Here is a 15,257-nt window from a genome sequence, read left to right as displayed (position 1 = left end):
CGCTCCTTCAGAAGTCCGCCGTCAGCTTGACGGACAGGAAGCGGCCCGGCCTCTGCACGCCGAAGAAGTCGTAGGCCTTCGCGTTCGTGAGGTTGAGCACCTCCAGGGTGCCCCCCAGGCGGGGGGAGCCCTCGCGCACGTAGGAGAGCGCCAGGGAGTGGACGAGCTGCGCGTCCACCTCCTGCTTGTACTGGCGCAGGCCCTGGCTCTCCCAGCCCCGGAAGAACCCGTGCACGTAGCGCGAGGTGAAGCCCAGGGACGCGACGTCCGTGGGCTTGAACAGCGCGCGCCGCTGGAGCCGCGCCGACGCGTTGGCGAAGAGCCACGGGCGGTTGGGGATGCGGTCGCCGTCGAAGGCCGCGAAGGCGCCCGCGCCGCCCGCGTTGCGGAAGTCCTGCCAGGTCGCGTTGGCGTCCAGCGCCAGCCAGTCCCCCGGCACCGTCCACCCCGCGGAGGCCTCCACGCCCAGCGAGCGCGCCGCGTAGACGTTCTCGTAGCTGAGGGTGGTGTCGTTGCCCAGCAGCACGATGAGCTGATCCGCGAAGCGGGCGAAGCCGCCCACGCTGCCGCGGAAGCGGCCCAACCCGGTGCCCAGGTCCTCCAGCGCCAGCTCCAGGTTCGCGTTGTGGCTGGCCTCGGGCCGCAGCGCCAGGTTCGCGGCCACCAGGACGCCGTCGCCGAACAGCTCGTCCGGGCCGGGCAGGCGCGTGGTGTATTCGTAGGACGCCTTGGCCAGCAGCCCGTGCGGCAGGAACAGCCGCAGGCCGTCGCCCACGCCCAACCGCTCGCTGGCCTGGTCGCGGCGCACGACGTCGCCCGCGGAGAGCACCTCCTGCGACGCGGAGCGCATCACGTAGCCCTTCACGAAGGCCACGTTCTTGAGCCGCCCGTCCGCCAGCATCGCCTCGTGCTCCAGGCCGCCCACCAGCGTGAGCAGGTTCCTGCGCGCGTCGAGCGGGTCCCGCTGCCCGGTGTCCTGCTTGAGCCGGTCCTGCCCCTGGCGGCTCACGAAGGTGGGCGCCAGCGTGAGGCGCAGGCGCTGGGACTCGGACAGCTCGTAGCCCGCGTGGAGCCGCGCCAGGGCGCTGTGCTGCCAGAGCGTCTGGTCCGTGGGCGTGGCGCCCAGCTCTCCCGGCTGGCGGCGCTCGGTGACCGGGTTGCCGTACCAGTCGTAGACGAACATCGACGTGTCGCGGAAGTCGGTGTCCCGGCGGCTGTAGCCGCCCACCGCCTCCAGCCGCAGCCTCCCGTCCCACAGCCCGCCCCGGGCCCAGGTGGCCAGCGCGCCCCAGCTCGACTCGGCGGAGAGCGCCTCGCCGTAGGGCACGGTCATCACCACGTTGTGCTGGAGCTCCTTGCGGGAGCGCGAGCCGAACACGCGCAGCGACAGGCGCTCCGCGTAGGGCTTGTCGGCGACGCCCAGCTCCAGCCCGGCGCCTCCCGCGGCGAAGCCGTCGTGGAAGCGCGGCACGCGGGCCGGCTGGAGCCGCCCCCGGTCGTCCGGCACCTCCACGTCCACCGCGTAGTCGTTGCGCGCGAAGTCCCCGAAGGCATGGCCGCGCAGGAACACGCCGCTCGGGCCCAGCTTGTACTGGCCGGAGACAGCGCCCCGGTACGTGTCGAACGAGCCCGCCTGCAGCGACACGGACAGCCCGTCCTGCTCGTTGCCGTCCGACGAGACGAGGTTCACCGCGCCGCCCAGCGCGTCCGCGCCGAAGCGCACGGGCACCACGCCCCGGTACACCTCCACGCGCTTGAGCAGGTTGACCGGCACGTTGGCGATGCCCAGCCCGAAGCCCGCGAGCTCCAGCGGGACGCCGTCCAGGAAGAAGCGGACCTGCTCCCCGGAGAAGCCGTTGAGCGAGAAGCGGGCGTTGGACCCCAGGCCGCCGGTGCGCTGCACGCTGACGCCGCTGTTGCGGCTGAGCACCTCGCCCAGGTCCGCCGTCTGCCCCTTCGCGGCCTCCAGCTCCACCACGCGGACCGACTCCGCGGACAGGGCGCGCTCCTCCGACTTGCTCAGCTCGCGGCCCGTCACGCCGATGGTGGTCCCCAGGTCGAGCGCCACCTCCAGCCGGGCCTCCACCTCCGTCCGCTGCCCCGCCGCCACCTGGACGCGCCAGGCGCGCGGCTCGCAGCCGGGGACGTAGACGTGCAACTCGTAGTCGCCGGGGCTCAGCCCCTTCACCTGGAAGCGGCGGCGCGCGTCCATCCTCGGCGCCCGGGTGTTCCCATCCGGCTCCAGCAGGAGCAGCTCCGCGTGCCCCACGTCCCCGTCCGCGCACGCGGTCAACTGGCCCGAAAGCTCGCCCGCGTCCTGCGCCAGCGCGGGCGCCGACAGGCACAGGGCCAGCGCCCCCAGGGTCCGCTTCCAGCCCAAGCGCGAGCGCGAGCGGGGGAGACACACGGGAGAGGCAGGGCGGCCGGAGAGGATGGACATGGTGCGAGCCGTGAGCCGCGGGACGCGCGGGGAGCGGGGCCGGGAGGACATTCAGCGCCCTTCGTGCGCCGGCACACCCAGCGGAGCCACCCGGGCCCCATCAGGGTCGTGCGGGGCGATGCGCCCGATGGCCCAGGCGGAGAGGAGGAACGCGGCGCCCAGGGCCGCGAGCCCCAGGTCCACGAAGAACACGAAGGGCGAACCCGCCAGGTCGAAGACGCGCCGCGCGTTGCGCCACGCGTCCAGCCAGGGCAGCGCCACCAGGACCGCGCCGGACAGGCCCAGCAGCCACCGCGCCCAGCCCCGGGCACGGGGATACACGAGCCCGCCGAGCACGCTGGCGCACCAGGCCCCGAAGAAGACGCGGTGCTCCCACTCCACCCGCAGGGGCAGCGCGTCCGGCAGCAACTGGTTCGCCAGGAAGACCGCCGCGATCGCGAACGCCGCGCCCCCGCAGCCGCCCGCCGTCAGCCGCGCGAGGGCCACGTCCACCCGGCGCATGGAGCGCGCCCGCCGCTCCAGCCACACCAGGTTGCCCGTCACGACGCACAGCGCGCTGAAGAGCCCCAGGAGCGCGTACGCGAGCCGCAGCCCCATGCCCGAATAGAGGCCGGAGTGGAGCACGTAGGCCCCCTCCAGCAGCTTCGCGGACGCGCTCGGCCCGCCGGCCCGCCGCACGTGCAGCAACCGCCCGTCGCCCGCCACCCGCACGGTGGTGAACTCGGCGAGCCCGTCACGCGCGAGGCCCCGGACGTCCGCGTAGGAGGACGCGTCCCCCAGGTTGCGCAGGCTGAAGCGGTAGTGGCGCGCGTCGGGCAGCGCCTCGCGGGCCCGGTCCAGGATGGCGGCCACCCGGGGCGCGGGCGCGGCCTGTCCGGACGGCTTCGCGCCGCGCGGATACCCCAGCGTCTGGAGCCCCGCGTCCACGTCGCCCTGGAACGCCGTGCGCACCACCACCGGCTGAAGCACCGCGGCGTTCAAGCAGATGATGGCCGCCGTCCAGGCCATCACCGCCTGGAAGGGCGTCCCGAGCCCCCCGAGCACCTTGTGCAGGTCGCCCCACACCGTGCGCAGCGCCTCGCGCGGACGGAAGCGGACCAGCTCCCGGCGCAGCCGCCCCAGTTGGATGATCAGCCCCGTGCCCACCACCAGCAGCAGCACCACCGCCACCAGGCCCGCCACCGCCATGCCGCCGGGCAGCGGGTAGAGGAAGTGCGCGAGGAACAGGAAGTAGCCCAGGTCGCTGCGCTCCGGCACCTCCTCGCCGGTCGCGGGCTGCACCCAGACGGCCTGCTTCAGGCCGCCCGCGGCCCGCCACTCCAGCCGCATCCACGGCGCGTACGGCGCGGGCAGGTCCACGTCCAGCGTGGAGGGCCCGTCCCGGCCCACGCGCGCGTCCAGCCACGCCTGGAGCGTGGCCAACGCTCGCGGCTCGTCGGCGGCGACGGGCGCGCGCAGGCGCGGCTCCTGCCAGGGCACCAGCTCATGGCGGAACAACGACGCGACCCCCAGCAGGAACATGCCCACCAGCAGGACCGACGCCACCGCGCCCGCCCACGCATGCGCCTCCCACAACAGGCGATACGTGTGGGCGCGCAGCCTCACGGCAGCGCCCTCCACAGCAGCAGCAGGGACACGCAGCTCGTCAGCGCGACCCCCGCCCACGCGCGCGCCTCCGAGCGCGCCAGCAGCGCCGCGCACGGGGCCGCGGCCATCAGCGGCGCGACCGCGACGCACGCCACCAGGTAACGCAGGTCCGGGGACACGGGCACCACGGCCGACAGGGCGAGCGAGGCCAGCAGCGCCGCCAAGGGCGCACCCACCGCCGCCGCCAGCACCCAGCGCCACCCCGGGCGGGCCCGCGTCCCCGCCGCGCTCACGACACGCGCTCCAGCATCCCCAGCACCAGCCCCACCGGGAGCAGCAACCCCATCACCCACACCGGCTTGCGCGCCAGCGGCGTCAGGATGGCCAGCAGCGTGCCCGCGGCCATGACGTACGCCATGGCCGCCCCCACCGCCGCGCCCGCGGTGACGCTCCCCCGGAGCGACGCGGCCAGCCCGCCCAGCAGCAGCGCCAGCCCCGCCCCCTTCAGCACACCGGGCGCGCGCGGGAAGTCCGGCCACCGTCCGGCGTGCCGGCACCACCACGCACCATAGAGACACACCACGCCGAGCCACAGCAGCGAGGGAGCCAGGATTTCCATGCAGCGCACCTCAGGGGCCCGGGCACCGCGCGGCGCCCGGCGGAAAGGCTCGAACTAACGGATGCGGGCGATGTCCAGCGCGAAGCCCGGAAAGGTCAACCGGGGCTGCGCCGTGCCGCCCGACAGGTCCACCAGCGAGGACGTGGAGTAGTCCGCCGCGCTCTGGGTGATGAGCAACTGCGACCCCGCCACGAAGGTGAAGCCGCTGTACGCGCCCAGCTCGCCCGGGGCCCGCACCGGCTCCTTCAGCGTGGCGAGCGGCATCCGGTACCAGCCCCACCCCTTGCTGTACCACTCCGCGTAGGTGGTGCCCGGCGCCGTCGGTGTGACGCTCGTGTCCGCCACCTGCATCCACGCGGTGCCGTCCTCGGACAGCGCGATGACGACGCCCACCTTGCCCGCGCCCAGCGCGGGGGCCACGCTGCCCACGAAGTCCGCGTCGAACGTCTTCTGCCCCGGCGAGATGCGCAGGAAGCAGTCCTGCTGGCCGAACTCGCCAGCGCCCTTCACCGCGTAGCCCAGGCCGTTCACCACGCCGCTGAAGAAGTAGAGCGAGTCCCCCTGGCGCCCCACCTTCTGCAGGTCGCGGCAGCGCTCGTCGCGCGTCCAGGTCAGCTCGTCCGTCGCCGTGTCCACGCGCACCAGCACCGAGCCCGGCAGCGAACCGTCATAGGTGGACGTGGACCAGCCCAGCGCGAAGAACGCCTCGCCGTCGCGGCCCATCCACTGGCTCAGCGCCGTGACGTACCCCTGCCGGATGAACTCCGCCGGCAGCCGCAGCGTCTTCTCGATGGCCATCTCCGCCGGGTTCCAGACGATGACCAGGCCCTGCGCGTCATCCTTGTAATAGGCCTTCGTCTCGCTGACGAAGTGCACCGCCTGCGCGCCCATCCGCTTCACGCCCAGGTTCTGGAAGGAGAGGCTCTGCCCCGCCACCAGCGTGCCGTCACGCACCTCATAGCGGGTGATGGTGGGCGCCTCTCCCGCGCCAATGGCGAAGAAGCCCACGCCCTTCGCCGCGTAGAGCCGGGGGCGCCCCGGCAGCTCCAGCGACTTCGCGTAGTCCAGCGTCCGGGTGCCCTCCAGGGAGTCCACCAGGGTGAAGTAGTTCGTCCGGCTGCCGTTCGTCTCCACCGCGGAGTGGACCAGGTACAGCTCCCCCTCCTGGGGGACGGGGTTCTCCTCCTCGGGCTTCACGCCGTCCCCACCACACGCGCCCAGCACCAGGGCGGCGCACGCCAGGAGCCCCCACCCAACACTGCCCATGCCAGCCCTCGGCGCTCCACGCATCACGTGCTCCTCGAACGAACGGGGTTCGTCGACTCCTGAAATTGACACTCAGTTTCAAAATTACCGGCGAGGCGGGAAGTAGCCCGCCCGGACGCCCCCTGTCAATTCCTCGCGCCAGGTCGCGCGGGCCCCCAGGCGTTGGCGGACAACCATTCGCCCGGCCAGCGGCTTGCCCTTGAGGCAACCCTTCGTGGCTTCGGGTATTTTCCGTGGCGCTCGTGCCCGAGACGTCGAACAGTCTCCACGCGCCCCGGTGAGAGGGTTCACCGAAATTGCAGTGGCTAAAAGCACCGGGATTTCGTTATGCACCGGCCCGGCGTCACCGCCCCGCCGGTGCGATTCTCGGGAGGAGCCGTAACCTCCTGGAATCAGGGCAGTTGAAGTGCTGGCACGGTGGCTGCAAATACCCGTAGCAACCCACAACCTCTGGGGTGGACCACGGTGGCCCGCCCCCCATCCCCAAGGAGTCGAATCCCATGCTGACCGTTGGCGACAAGCTTCCGCAGTTCAAACTGAAGGCCGCCGTGAGCCTGGAGAAGGGCAAGGAGTTCAAGGACATCACCAACGAGGACCAGAAGGGCAAGTGGACGGTCCTGTTCGCGTGGCCGAAGGACTTCACCTTCATCTGCCCGACGGAGATCGCGGAGTTCGGCAAGCTGAACAAGGAGTTCAGCGACCGCAACGCGCAGGTGCTGGGCCTGTCCACGGACAACGAGTTCGTGCACCACGCGTGGCGCACGCACCACCCGGACCTGAAGAACCTGCCCTTCCCCATGCTGGCGGACATCAAGCGCGAGCTGTCCAGCGCGCTGGGCATCCTGCACAAGGAGGAGGGCGTGGCCCTGCGCGCCACGTTCATCGCGGACCCGGAGGGCATCATCCGCCACGTGTCCGTGAACGACCTGTCCGTGGGCCGCAACGTCAAGGAGATCGTCCGCACGCTGGACGCGTTCCAGACGGACGAGCTGTGCCCCTGCAACTGGCAGAAGGGTGAGGAGACGCTCACCCAGAAGATGCAGAAGGCGGGGTAGGCGCTCATGGCTTCGCTCGAAGTCGTCCGCAGCGAGCTCGCGGACGCCCACAAGGACACCCGCCTCAACCTCTCCACGGTCCTGGAGAGCACGAACCTCACCCACGAGCAGACGTGGGGTGTGGCCGTGGCATGCGCCTTCGCCGCCCGGAACGAGCGGCTGAAGGAGGCCATGCTCGACGAGGCGAAGCAGGCACTGGGCGACAAGGCCACGCCCGTCATCGAGGACGCCCGCGCGGCGGCCTCGTTGATGGCGATGAACAACGTCTTCTACCGATTCCGTCACATGGTCGGGAAGGAGTCGTACGCGACCAAGCGGGCCGGGCTGCGGATGAACCGGCTGGCCCAGGTGCTGACCAACAAGGTGGACTTCGAGCTGGTCTGCCTCGCGGTCAGCGCCATCAACGGCTGCGAGATGTGCATCCAGTCGCATGAGAAGGTCGTGCTGGAAGGCGGCCTCTCCGAGGACCACGTGAACGACGCGGTCCGCATCGCGAGCGTCATCCACGCGGCGGCGGTGGGACTGGAGTCCTAGTCCCTCCGTGGTTATCCCCGCGCTGTGACTGGCGCCCTCCGGTGGAAGACACCGGGGGGCGCTGTCTTTTCGCTTCCGGTGTCCCACCCCTCACCCGAAAGGAACGTGTCCGTCATGGCCCTCTACAAGAGCCCGAGTCCCCTCTCCGAGCAGGCCCGCACCGCCATCGCCGCCACCCTCAACGAGCGGCTCGCGGACGGGCTGGACCTGCACTCGCAGATCAAGGTCGCCCACTGGAACATCAAGGGCCCGCAGTTCGCCGCGCTGCACCCGCTGTTCGAGACGTTCGCGGTGAGCCTGGCCAACCACAACGACTCCATCGCGGAGCGCGCGGTGACGCTGGGCGGGCGCGCGTACGGCACCAGCCGCCACGTGGGCAAGCACAGCCGCCTGCCGGACTACCCGCAGGAGACCTCGCGCGACCTGGAGCACGTGAAGCTCCTGGCCGAGCGCATCGAGGTGTACCTCAACGGCCTGCGGGAGAGCCGCACGGCGGTGGAGGGCCTGAAGGACACGGACACGGTGGACCTCTTCACGGGCATCATCACCGAGTTCGAGAAGCACGCCTGGTTCCTCCGGGCCTCGCTCGAAGGCTAGGGGCTGCACCGCGGCAGGGGGCGCGCTAGCGTAGGAAGCGTGAGCGACAGCGTCCCCCTGCATGCGTTTCGCACCGTGCCCCGCACGGGCGTCATCTTCGTCACCGCCGAGGCCACGCGCCGCGGCTACCGTCCCGGCGACCCGGACTGGTGCAACCTGGGCCAGGGCCAGCCGGAGACGGGGGACCTGCCCGGCGCCCCGCCGCGCGTGCACTCGGTGACGGTGGACATGGCGGACCAGGAGTACGCGCCCGTCGCGGGCCTCTGGGAGGTGCGCGAGGCCATCGCGGCGCTCTACAACCGGCTCTACCGCAAGGGGATGCCCTCCCAGTACAGCGCGGAGAACGTGTGCCTGTCCGGCGGTGGCCGCGCGGCCCTCACCCGCGCCGCGGCCAGCCTGGGCCAGGTGAACCTGGGCCACTTCCTGCCGGACTACACCGCGTACGAGGAGCTGCTGGACGTCTTCAAGGCGTTCACCGCCATCCCCATCCTGCTGGAGGGCGAGCGCGGCTACGCCTTCACGCACGAAGACCTGCGCCGCGAAATCCAGGGGCGCGGGCTGTCCGCGCTGCTCTTCTCCAACCCGTGCAACCCCACCGGCAAGCTGGTGCAGGGGGACGAGCTGGCGCGGTGGGTGGGCGTGGCGCGCGAGCTGGAGTGCTCGCTGCTCATCGACGAGTTCTATTCGCACTACGTCTGGACGGGCCGCCCCGGGGTGCTGCCGGTGGAGAGCGCCGCCCGGTACGTGGAGGACGTGAACCGCGACCCGGTCATCCTCTTCGACGGGCTCACCAAGAACTGGCGCTACCCGGGCTGGCGCATGACGTGGACGGTGGGGCCCAGGCAGGTCATCGACACGGTCTCCAGCGCGGGCAGCTTCCTGGACGGCGGCGGCAGCCGGCCGCTGCAGCGCGCGGCCATCCCCCTGCTCCAGGAGGACACGGTGGTGGCGGAGACGCGCGCCATCCACCACTCGTTCCGGGAGAAGCGGGACAGGTTCCACTCCCGGCTGGAGCGGCTGGGCATCCGCACGGACCGCGCGCCGGACGGGACGTTCTACGTCTGGGGCAACCTGTCCGGGCTGCCCGCGCCGCTCAACGACGGCATGGCCTTCTTCCGCGCCGCGCTGGAGCACCAGGTCATCACCGTGCCCGGTGAGTTCTTCGACGTGAACCCCGGCAAGCGCCGCGCGCGGGCCTCGCGCTTCCGCAGCTACGTGCGCCTGTCCTTCGGCCCGTCGTGGGAGACGCTGGACAAGGCGCTCCAGCGGCTGGAGGCGCTGGTGATGAAGCACACGCCCTGACGAAGCGGAGGGCTCAGGCCGCGGGGGCCGGGTGCGTCTGGAACTCTGCGGTGGCCATCACGTGCACCTTCTTGCGGTGGGACACGGGGAAGCCCGGCGCGGCCGTCCGCTTCACGCTGTAGCCGCCGGCCGGGGCCATGGGCATCACGTCCTCGCTCCCGCCGCCGTAGCCTCCGCCCCTCGCGCCGAAGGCCTGCGACTCCCAGGTGCGCTCGCAGAAGCGGTGCAGCCCGGCCAGCGTCACGCCCAGCCCGCCCGCCACGCGGCGCGCCTTCTTCACCGACTCGCGGGCCAGCGCCTCCAGCCAGTCCTGCCGCGCCTCCGGCTCGTGCGTGTAGCCCCAGCGCAGCTCGCGCAGCGTCGCCTGCTTCAGGCCGGACAGCGCGGCGAGCACGTCCCCCACCCGGGCCATGTCCACCAGGCGGATGCGCACCGAGTACACGGCGGACGAGGAGCGCGAGAGCAGCCCCTCCTGGGTCTCCGCCTGCACCGACTGGAGGGTGAAGGCCGTGGCCGGCACGCCCAGGTCCTCCATGGCGCGCACCAGGGAGGCCACCTCCCGCGCGTTGGCGAAGGCCGCGTTGCCGGTGAAGAACGAGGACGCCTTCACCTCCACCACCGCGTCCACGTGGTCCGCCTCCAGCTCGTGCTCGGCGGACAGCTCCACGACGATGAGTCCCGACTCGGCTGCGGCGCGCTCCGGCATGCGGCTCCCTGGGGGTGGCTGGCGCGGCGAGTATAGGCCCACGACTCGGGCCGGGGGGCGTGCCTATGCTCGCGCCACGACCATGCGACGCATCCCGTCCCGGCTGTGGCTGTTGTGCGCGCTGTACTTCGTGCAGGGGCTGCCCTTCGGCTTCCAGGTGACGGCGCTGCCCGTCTATCTGCGCACGCGCGGCGTGTCGCTGGCCGCGCTGGGGTTCGCGGGCGCGCTGTCCCTGCCGTGGATGCTCAAGGCGCTGTGGGCCCCGCTGGTGGACCGCTACGGCTCCGCGCGCGTGGGGCGCAGGCGCTCGTGGATATTGCCCATGCAGGCGGGCCTGGCGCTCGCGTGCGCGGGGGCGGCCTTCGCGGCGGGGCGGGACTCGCTGCCGCTGCTGTTGGGCCTCATCTTCGTGATGAACCTCTTCGCCGCGACGCAGGACATCGCGGTGGACGGCTTCGCGGTGGACCTCCTGCGTCCGGAGGAGCTGGGCCTGGGCAACACCGCGCAGGTGGTGGGCTACAAGCTGGGCATGCTCACCGGCGGCGGGCTCCTGGTGTGGGCCAGCTCCCGCATCGGCTGGTCCGGGCTGTTCCTCGCCATGGCGGCGCTGTGCCTGGCGGTCTTCACCGTCGTCCTCTTCGTGCGCGAGCCGCCCCCGCGCGAGCCCGAGGGCCACGAGTCCCCGAGGCTGGACTGGCCCGCGCTCTGGGCCCGCATCCGGGCCGCGCTCACCGTGCCGGGCACCGGGTGGCTGCTGCTCTTCATCGGCACGTACAAGCTGGGCGAGACGATGTCCGACGTCCTCTACAAGCCCTTCCTCGTGGACGCGGGCTACACGCCCGCGCGCATCGGCCTGTGGGTGGGCACGTGGGGCACGGCCGCGTCGCTGCTGGGGTCCACGTGCGGGGGCATCCTCGCCGCGCGCCTGCCGCTTTTGCGCGCGGTGGCCCTCACCGGAATGCTGCGTTTGTTGCCGCTCGCGGGGCGGTGGCTGCTCACGCGGGCGGGCGTCAGCGACGCGGGCGTGCTGGGCGTCACGCTCACCGAGGAGTTCTTCGGCGGCGCGCTCACCACCGTGATGTTCGCGTTCATGATGTCGCGCACGGACCGGAGAATCGGCGCCACGCACTTCACGCTGCTGGCCAGCGTGGAGGTCGCGGGCAAGGCCCCCGCCGGGCCGCTGGCGGGCCTGCTCGCGGATCCGAGGTTCGGCGACCTGGGCTACGGGAACATGTTCCTCCTGGGCGTCGCGCTGTCCGCCGCGTTCCTCGCGCTGCTCGCGCCCCTGCGCAGACACGCGCCCACGCCCGCGGCCCCGCAGCCCGCATCCTGAAAAATTCCAGGCTCGCGCCACGCTCCATCACGAGCGTGTCACGGGCCGCGCGTGTCACGGGAACCTCACGCGAGCGGTGTCAGGGGGGCGTGGTACTCGCCAGCGCGCCGTTCGCGGTTCTCCCCCTTGAATGAAGAGGTTCCCCATGAAGACCCTGTCGATGAAGTCGCTGGTGGGCGCGCTGATGCTGTTCTCCGCTCCGGCGTTCGCGGACTCCACCACCAGCATCCCCGCCTTCGAGGCGAGCATCACCGCCGCCAAGAGCGCCACCAGCCCCGGCGGCGCGACCATCCTGCGCTCGGAGATCCGCACCGCGCTGGACGCGTTCCTCAACGACGTTGGCCCCGGCGTGGACAGCGCCGAGCGCGCCTATCTCACCACCCGCGTCAACGACACGCCGTTCCAGCAGTCCATGACGGGCACCGCGGCGAAGTACTTCGCGGACTTTTATGAGGTGAACGACGCCCTCTTCACGGGCTACCCGCTGAACCTGTACCCCGTCGCCCAGACGCCCGCGGTGCTGTTCGGCGCCACCGGCTCGTTCTCCTCCGCGCGCATCGCCGAGGGCTACATCCCCAACGGCCAGGGCATCGCCAACCAGCAGACGCTGGGCGAGGCGTTCAGCAACGCCTTCGGTCCGCAGGCCAGCATCTTCGAGCCCATCACCGTGCGGGAGCTCATCGCGCAGCTCAGCGCGTACAGCTACAACGTGGACGAGGTGGAGGGCGCGGTGGCCTACATCACGCAGATCTCGCGCAACAGCAACCGGCTCTACCGGACGGGCTGGAGCTGCCGCGGCTGCGGCGCGCCGGGCTACACGCAGGGCTTCGCCATCGCCGCGGTGAGCACCGACCGCCGCTTCGTGCGGATGATGTCCGTGACGACGTACGCGGACTGACGTGACGCACCGCCGCAAGCGCGCGGGGACGCCACCTGCGCGCTTGCGGTCTCCGCCGCCTCCGTTCATTGATGCGCGTCACACGCACCGGGTGGGGGAAGCGCACGCTTCCTGCCCGGGCCTCACGCAGCAACCGGAAGGAAGCACCATGACGGAGATGAAGACGTATACGGGTGGCTGCCACTGTGGACAGGTCCGCTACGAGGCCACCACGGACCTGGCGCAGGTGGTGAGCTGCAACTGCTCCTTCTGCCACAAGACTGGCGCGGTGCTGACGTTCGTCCCGCCGGAGCACTTCAAGTCCCTCTCCGGCGCGGACGTGGTGAAGACCTACCAGTTCAACAAGAAGGTCATCAACCACCTGCACTGCCCCACCTGCGGCGTGGAGTCCTACGCCACCGGCAAGGGCCCGGACGGCAAGGCGATGTACGCCGTCAACCTGCGCTGCGTGGATGGCGTGGACCTGTCCACGCTCAACCCGTTCCCCTACAACGGCCGGGACGCGTAGCGCGCCCTGCTCACGCGCGGCGGGCGCGCCACATCAGGCCCCCTGCGAGGAAGGCCGCCGCGGAAGGAGCGGCCCACGGAAGGGACCTCCTGAGCCGGTGCTCCCAGACGTCCACCCGGTCCGCCAGCAGCAGCAGCATCCAGTGGCCGGGCTTGTGGTCCGGCTTCGCGTAGGCCGCCTTGCGCAAGAGGCCGCTCAGCCCCTTCGGAGGCTGGGCGGTGCCGAACACCGGCGGCATCTCCTTGCGGCCGGCGTGCTTGAACACCGGCACCTCCGCGTGCTGGTGCGCGATGGGCACGCGCGCGCCCGCCAGCGGCTTCGGCGCCGTCTCCATGGGGACGCCCGGGCGGTTGGCGGGGTCCAGGTCCACGGCCAGGGTGGGGTTCGCCTTCGCGCGGCCGTTCTTCGCGCGGCTCGATCTCTGCATCGTCTTCTGGGGCATGACGTGCCTCCTGCCTGCGAGCGGATGAAGTCAGTGGTTCACGCGTGGCCGTGCGGCATGAGCACGCACTTCACGCACCCGTCCCGCTTCTGCGCGAACAGGTGGTAGGCGTCCGGCGCCTGCTCCAGCGGGAAGCGGTGGGTGATGACGCCCTTCGCGTCGATGCGGCCCTTCTGGATGTGCTCCAGCAGGTGCGGCATGTACCGGCGCGTGTTCGCCTGGTTCATGCGCAGGGTGAGCCCCTTGTTCATCGCCGTGCCAATGGGCACGAAGTTCCACGGCGGCCCGTACACGCCGATGATGGAGACGTTGCCGCCCTTGCGCACGGTGTTGATGCACCACTCGATGACGGTGGGCGCGCCGGCCTCCAGCTTCAGCCCCAGGCCCAGCACGCGGTGCGCGCGCGAGCCCTCCGCCTCCATGCCCACCGCGTCGATGCAGACGTCCGGGCCGCGGCCCTCGAACAGCTCCTTCAGGTGCAGGACGATGTCGCCCACCTCCTTGAAGTTCACCGTCTCCACGTTCGCGAACCTGCGCGCGAACTCCAGGCGGTACGGCACGTGGTCCACCGCCACCACGCGGCCCGCGCCCATCAGCCACGCGGACTTCATGGCGAAGAGGCCCACCGGGCCCGCGCCGAACACCACGACCGTCTCGCCGCCCTTGATTTCCCCCATCTCCGCGGCCTGGTAGCCGGTGGGCAGGATGTCGGAGAGGAAGAGGACGGACTCGTCGTCCATGTCGTCCGGAATCTTCATGGGCCCCACGTCCGCGAAGGGCACGCGCACGTACTCGGCCTGGCCGCCGTCGAAGCCGCCCGTGGTGTGCGAGTAGCCGTAGACGCCGGAGGCCACGTCGCTGCCGGGGTTGCTGTTCTCGCAGTTCCCGGTGAGGCCGCGCTGGCAGTAGAAGCAGGTGCCGCAGGAGATGTTGAAGGGCACCACCACGCGGTCGCCCTTCTTTAACTGCGACACCTCCCTGCCCACCTCCTCCACCACGCCGGTGAACTCGTGGCCGAAGGTGCAGCCCACGCGCGTGTCCGGCACCAGGCCGTGCAGGAGGTGCAGGTCCGACCCGCAGATGGCGGCGCGGGTGACCTTGAGGACGACGTCCTGCGGGTGCTCGATGCGGGGGTCGGGCTTCTCTTCCACCTGGACGCGGTAGGGGCCCTGGTACGTGAGTGCGCGCATGCGGGGTGATTCCTCCGTTCCCTTACGGGTGAGGACGCCCGCGCGCCAAGACAAGGGACGGTGCGCTCCCGGCCCTCGCTCGGTTAGCTGTCCTCCGGCGGTGCGAAGGTGCCCACGGGCGCCTCCGCCGCGCGCCACAGGTACCAGCTCACCACGCTGCGGTAGGGGCGCCAGCGCTCGCCGTACGCCAGCAGCGCCTTGGGCTTGGGCTGTTCCTTCAGGTTGTGCAGCACCATGAAGCCCTTGCGCACGCCGTAGTCATCCACGGGGAGGATGTCCGGCCGGCCCAGGCGGAAGATGAGCAGCATCTCCACGGTCCACTGGCCAATGCCGCGCACCTGCGTGAGGTGCTCAATCAAGTCCGCGTCGGACATGCGGCGCACGCGCGCGAGCGGCGGCACCGTGCCGTCCACCGTCTTGCGCGCCAGGTCCTGGATGGCCAGCAGCTTGTTCGCGGACAGCCCGGCCTCGCGCAGCGTGGCGTCCGGCAGCGCGAGCAGCTTCTCCGGGGTGAAGCCCCTGCCCTGCCCCACCCGCTCGCAGACGCGGCCGAAGATGGTCGCCGCCGCGCGGCCGTGGAGCTGCTGGTAGACGATGGAGTGCGCCAGCGCCTCGAAGGGGCTGTGCAGCGGGGACCGCTCGAAGCGGAACGGGCCTATCTTCTTGAAGAGCTTTCCCAGCGTGGGGTCCGCGCGCACCAGGGCGCGGCGCGCGGCGGGCGTGAAGGCATCCGGCAGCAACACGGGGGCGGAGACAGGAGCGCGCGGCATGGGCCGCATG

16 protein-coding genes are annotated in these 15,257 nt (G+C 71.5%); 7 read left to right on the top strand and 9 right to left on the bottom strand.

The genetic code is table 11. From position 1 onward, the window contains the following. Nucleotides 1-7: 7 nt before the first annotated feature. Genes mxcH through K8556_RS31190 form a run of 5 tightly spaced genes read right to left on the bottom strand, consistent with a single transcriptional unit; the run spans nucleotide 8 to nucleotide 5,912 of the window. Nucleotides 8-2,440, bottom strand: coding sequence for a TonB-dependent siderophore myxochelin receptor MxcH (gene mxcH, locus K8556_RS31210; protein WP_223743754.1), 2,433 nt, complete (start codon nucleotides 2,438-2,440; stop codon nucleotides 8-10). A 51-nt stretch (nucleotides 2,441-2,491) separates the two neighbouring features. After that, nucleotides 2,492-4,045, bottom strand: coding sequence for a PepSY-associated TM helix domain-containing protein (locus tag K8556_RS31205; RefSeq protein WP_223743785.1), 1,554 nt, complete (start codon nucleotides 4,043-4,045; stop codon nucleotides 2,492-2,494). Further along, nucleotides 4,042-4,320 carry a hypothetical protein gene (locus K8556_RS31200; protein ID WP_370639991.1) on the bottom strand — a complete coding sequence of 93 codons (279 nt, stop codon included), beginning with the start codon at nucleotides 4,318-4,320 and terminating at the stop codon, nucleotides 4,042-4,044. The genes K8556_RS31205 and K8556_RS31200 overlap by 4 nt, the downstream gene beginning before the upstream one ends. Then, nucleotides 4,317-4,646: a hypothetical protein gene (locus K8556_RS31195; RefSeq protein ID WP_223743753.1), complete on the bottom strand. Its 330-nt coding sequence runs from the start codon at nucleotides 4,644-4,646 to the stop codon at nucleotides 4,317-4,319. The genes K8556_RS31200 and K8556_RS31195 overlap by 4 nt, the downstream gene beginning before the upstream one ends. 54 nt (nucleotides 4,647-4,700) lie before the next feature. Then, nucleotides 4,701-5,912, bottom strand: coding sequence for an MxcI (locus tag K8556_RS31190; protein ID WP_223743752.1), 1,212 nt, complete (start codon nucleotides 5,910-5,912; stop codon nucleotides 4,701-4,703). Between the two features lie 500 nt (nucleotides 5,913-6,412). On the opposite strand from K8556_RS31190, the gene K8556_RS31185 reads away from it, so the two are divergent. The 4 genes from K8556_RS31185 to K8556_RS31170 all read left to right on the top strand — a co-directional run bounded on the left by K8556_RS31185 (nucleotide 6,413) and on the right by K8556_RS31170 (nucleotide 9,400). Beyond that, a complete protein-coding gene (locus K8556_RS31185; protein ID WP_223743751.1) occupies nucleotides 6,413-6,967 on the top strand; it encodes a peroxiredoxin in 555 nt (184 codons plus the stop codon). 6 nt (nucleotides 6,968-6,973) lie between these two features. Continuing rightward, complete coding sequence (locus tag K8556_RS31180; RefSeq protein WP_223743750.1) at nucleotides 6,974-7,501, top strand: carboxymuconolactone decarboxylase family protein; 528 nt, start codon at nucleotides 6,974-6,976, stop codon at nucleotides 7,499-7,501. Between the two features lie 114 nt (nucleotides 7,502-7,615). Next, nucleotides 7,616-8,098, top strand: coding sequence for a DNA starvation/stationary phase protection protein Dps (dps, locus tag K8556_RS31175; protein ID WP_223743749.1), 483 nt, complete (start codon nucleotides 7,616-7,618; stop codon nucleotides 8,096-8,098). Nucleotides 8,099-8,137: 39 nt separating this feature from the next. Beyond that, nucleotides 8,138-9,400 carry a pyridoxal phosphate-dependent aminotransferase gene (locus tag K8556_RS31170; RefSeq protein ID WP_223743748.1) on the top strand — a complete coding sequence of 421 codons (1,263 nt, stop codon included), beginning with the start codon at nucleotides 8,138-8,140 and terminating at the stop codon, nucleotides 9,398-9,400. A 13-nt stretch (nucleotides 9,401-9,413) separates the two neighbouring features. Here the strand turns inward: K8556_RS31170 and K8556_RS31165 are convergent, their stop codons facing one another. Beyond that, a complete protein-coding gene (locus K8556_RS31165; RefSeq protein WP_223743747.1) occupies nucleotides 9,414-10,106 on the bottom strand; it encodes an SIMPL domain-containing protein in 693 nt (230 codons plus the stop codon). Nucleotides 10,107-10,188: 82 nt separating this feature from the next. Between K8556_RS31165 and K8556_RS31160 the strand changes: the two genes are divergently transcribed. From K8556_RS31160 to K8556_RS31150, 3 genes are all read left to right on the top strand, one after another. Continuing rightward, nucleotides 10,189-11,439 (top strand): MFS transporter, encoded by a 1,251-nt coding sequence (locus K8556_RS31160; protein ID WP_223743746.1) that lies wholly within the window; start codon nucleotides 10,189-10,191, stop codon nucleotides 11,437-11,439. Nucleotides 11,440-11,584: 145 nt separating this feature from the next. Further along, entirely contained in the window at nucleotides 11,585-12,337 is a 753-nt protein-coding gene (locus K8556_RS31155; RefSeq protein WP_223743745.1) for a hypothetical protein, read from the top strand. Nucleotides 12,338-12,485: 148 nt separating this feature from the next. Next, nucleotides 12,486-12,845, top strand: a complete 360-nt coding sequence (locus K8556_RS31150) for a GFA family protein (RefSeq protein WP_223743744.1) — start codon at nucleotides 12,486-12,488, stop codon at nucleotides 12,843-12,845. Between the two features lie 10 nt (nucleotides 12,846-12,855). Here the strand turns inward: K8556_RS31150 and K8556_RS31145 are convergent, their stop codons facing one another. The 3 genes from K8556_RS31145 to K8556_RS31135 form a co-directional block, all read right to left on the bottom strand. Further along, nucleotides 12,856-13,287 carry a hypothetical protein gene (locus K8556_RS31145; RefSeq protein ID WP_223743743.1) on the bottom strand — a complete coding sequence of 144 codons (432 nt, stop codon included), beginning with the start codon at nucleotides 13,285-13,287 and terminating at the stop codon, nucleotides 12,856-12,858. A 38-nt stretch (nucleotides 13,288-13,325) separates the two neighbouring features. After that, nucleotides 13,326-14,477 (bottom strand): zinc-dependent alcohol dehydrogenase, encoded by a 1,152-nt coding sequence (locus K8556_RS31140; protein ID WP_223743742.1) that lies wholly within the window; start codon nucleotides 14,475-14,477, stop codon nucleotides 13,326-13,328. 83 nt (nucleotides 14,478-14,560) lie between these two features. Further along, on the bottom strand, nucleotides 14,561-15,247 hold the full coding sequence (locus K8556_RS31135; RefSeq protein WP_370639990.1) for a DNA-3-methyladenine glycosylase: 687 nt from the start codon (nucleotides 15,245-15,247) through the stop codon (nucleotides 14,561-14,563). Nucleotides 15,248-15,257: the final 10 nt, after the last annotated feature.

It is taken from the genome of Corallococcus sp. AS-1-12, from assembly GCF_020036995.1.
Classification (GTDB): domain Bacteria; phylum Myxococcota; class Myxococcia; order Myxococcales; family Myxococcaceae; genus Corallococcus.
The sequence above is the reverse complement of the archived record's forward strand: the minus strand, read 5'-3'. Positions and strand labels throughout refer to the sequence as shown.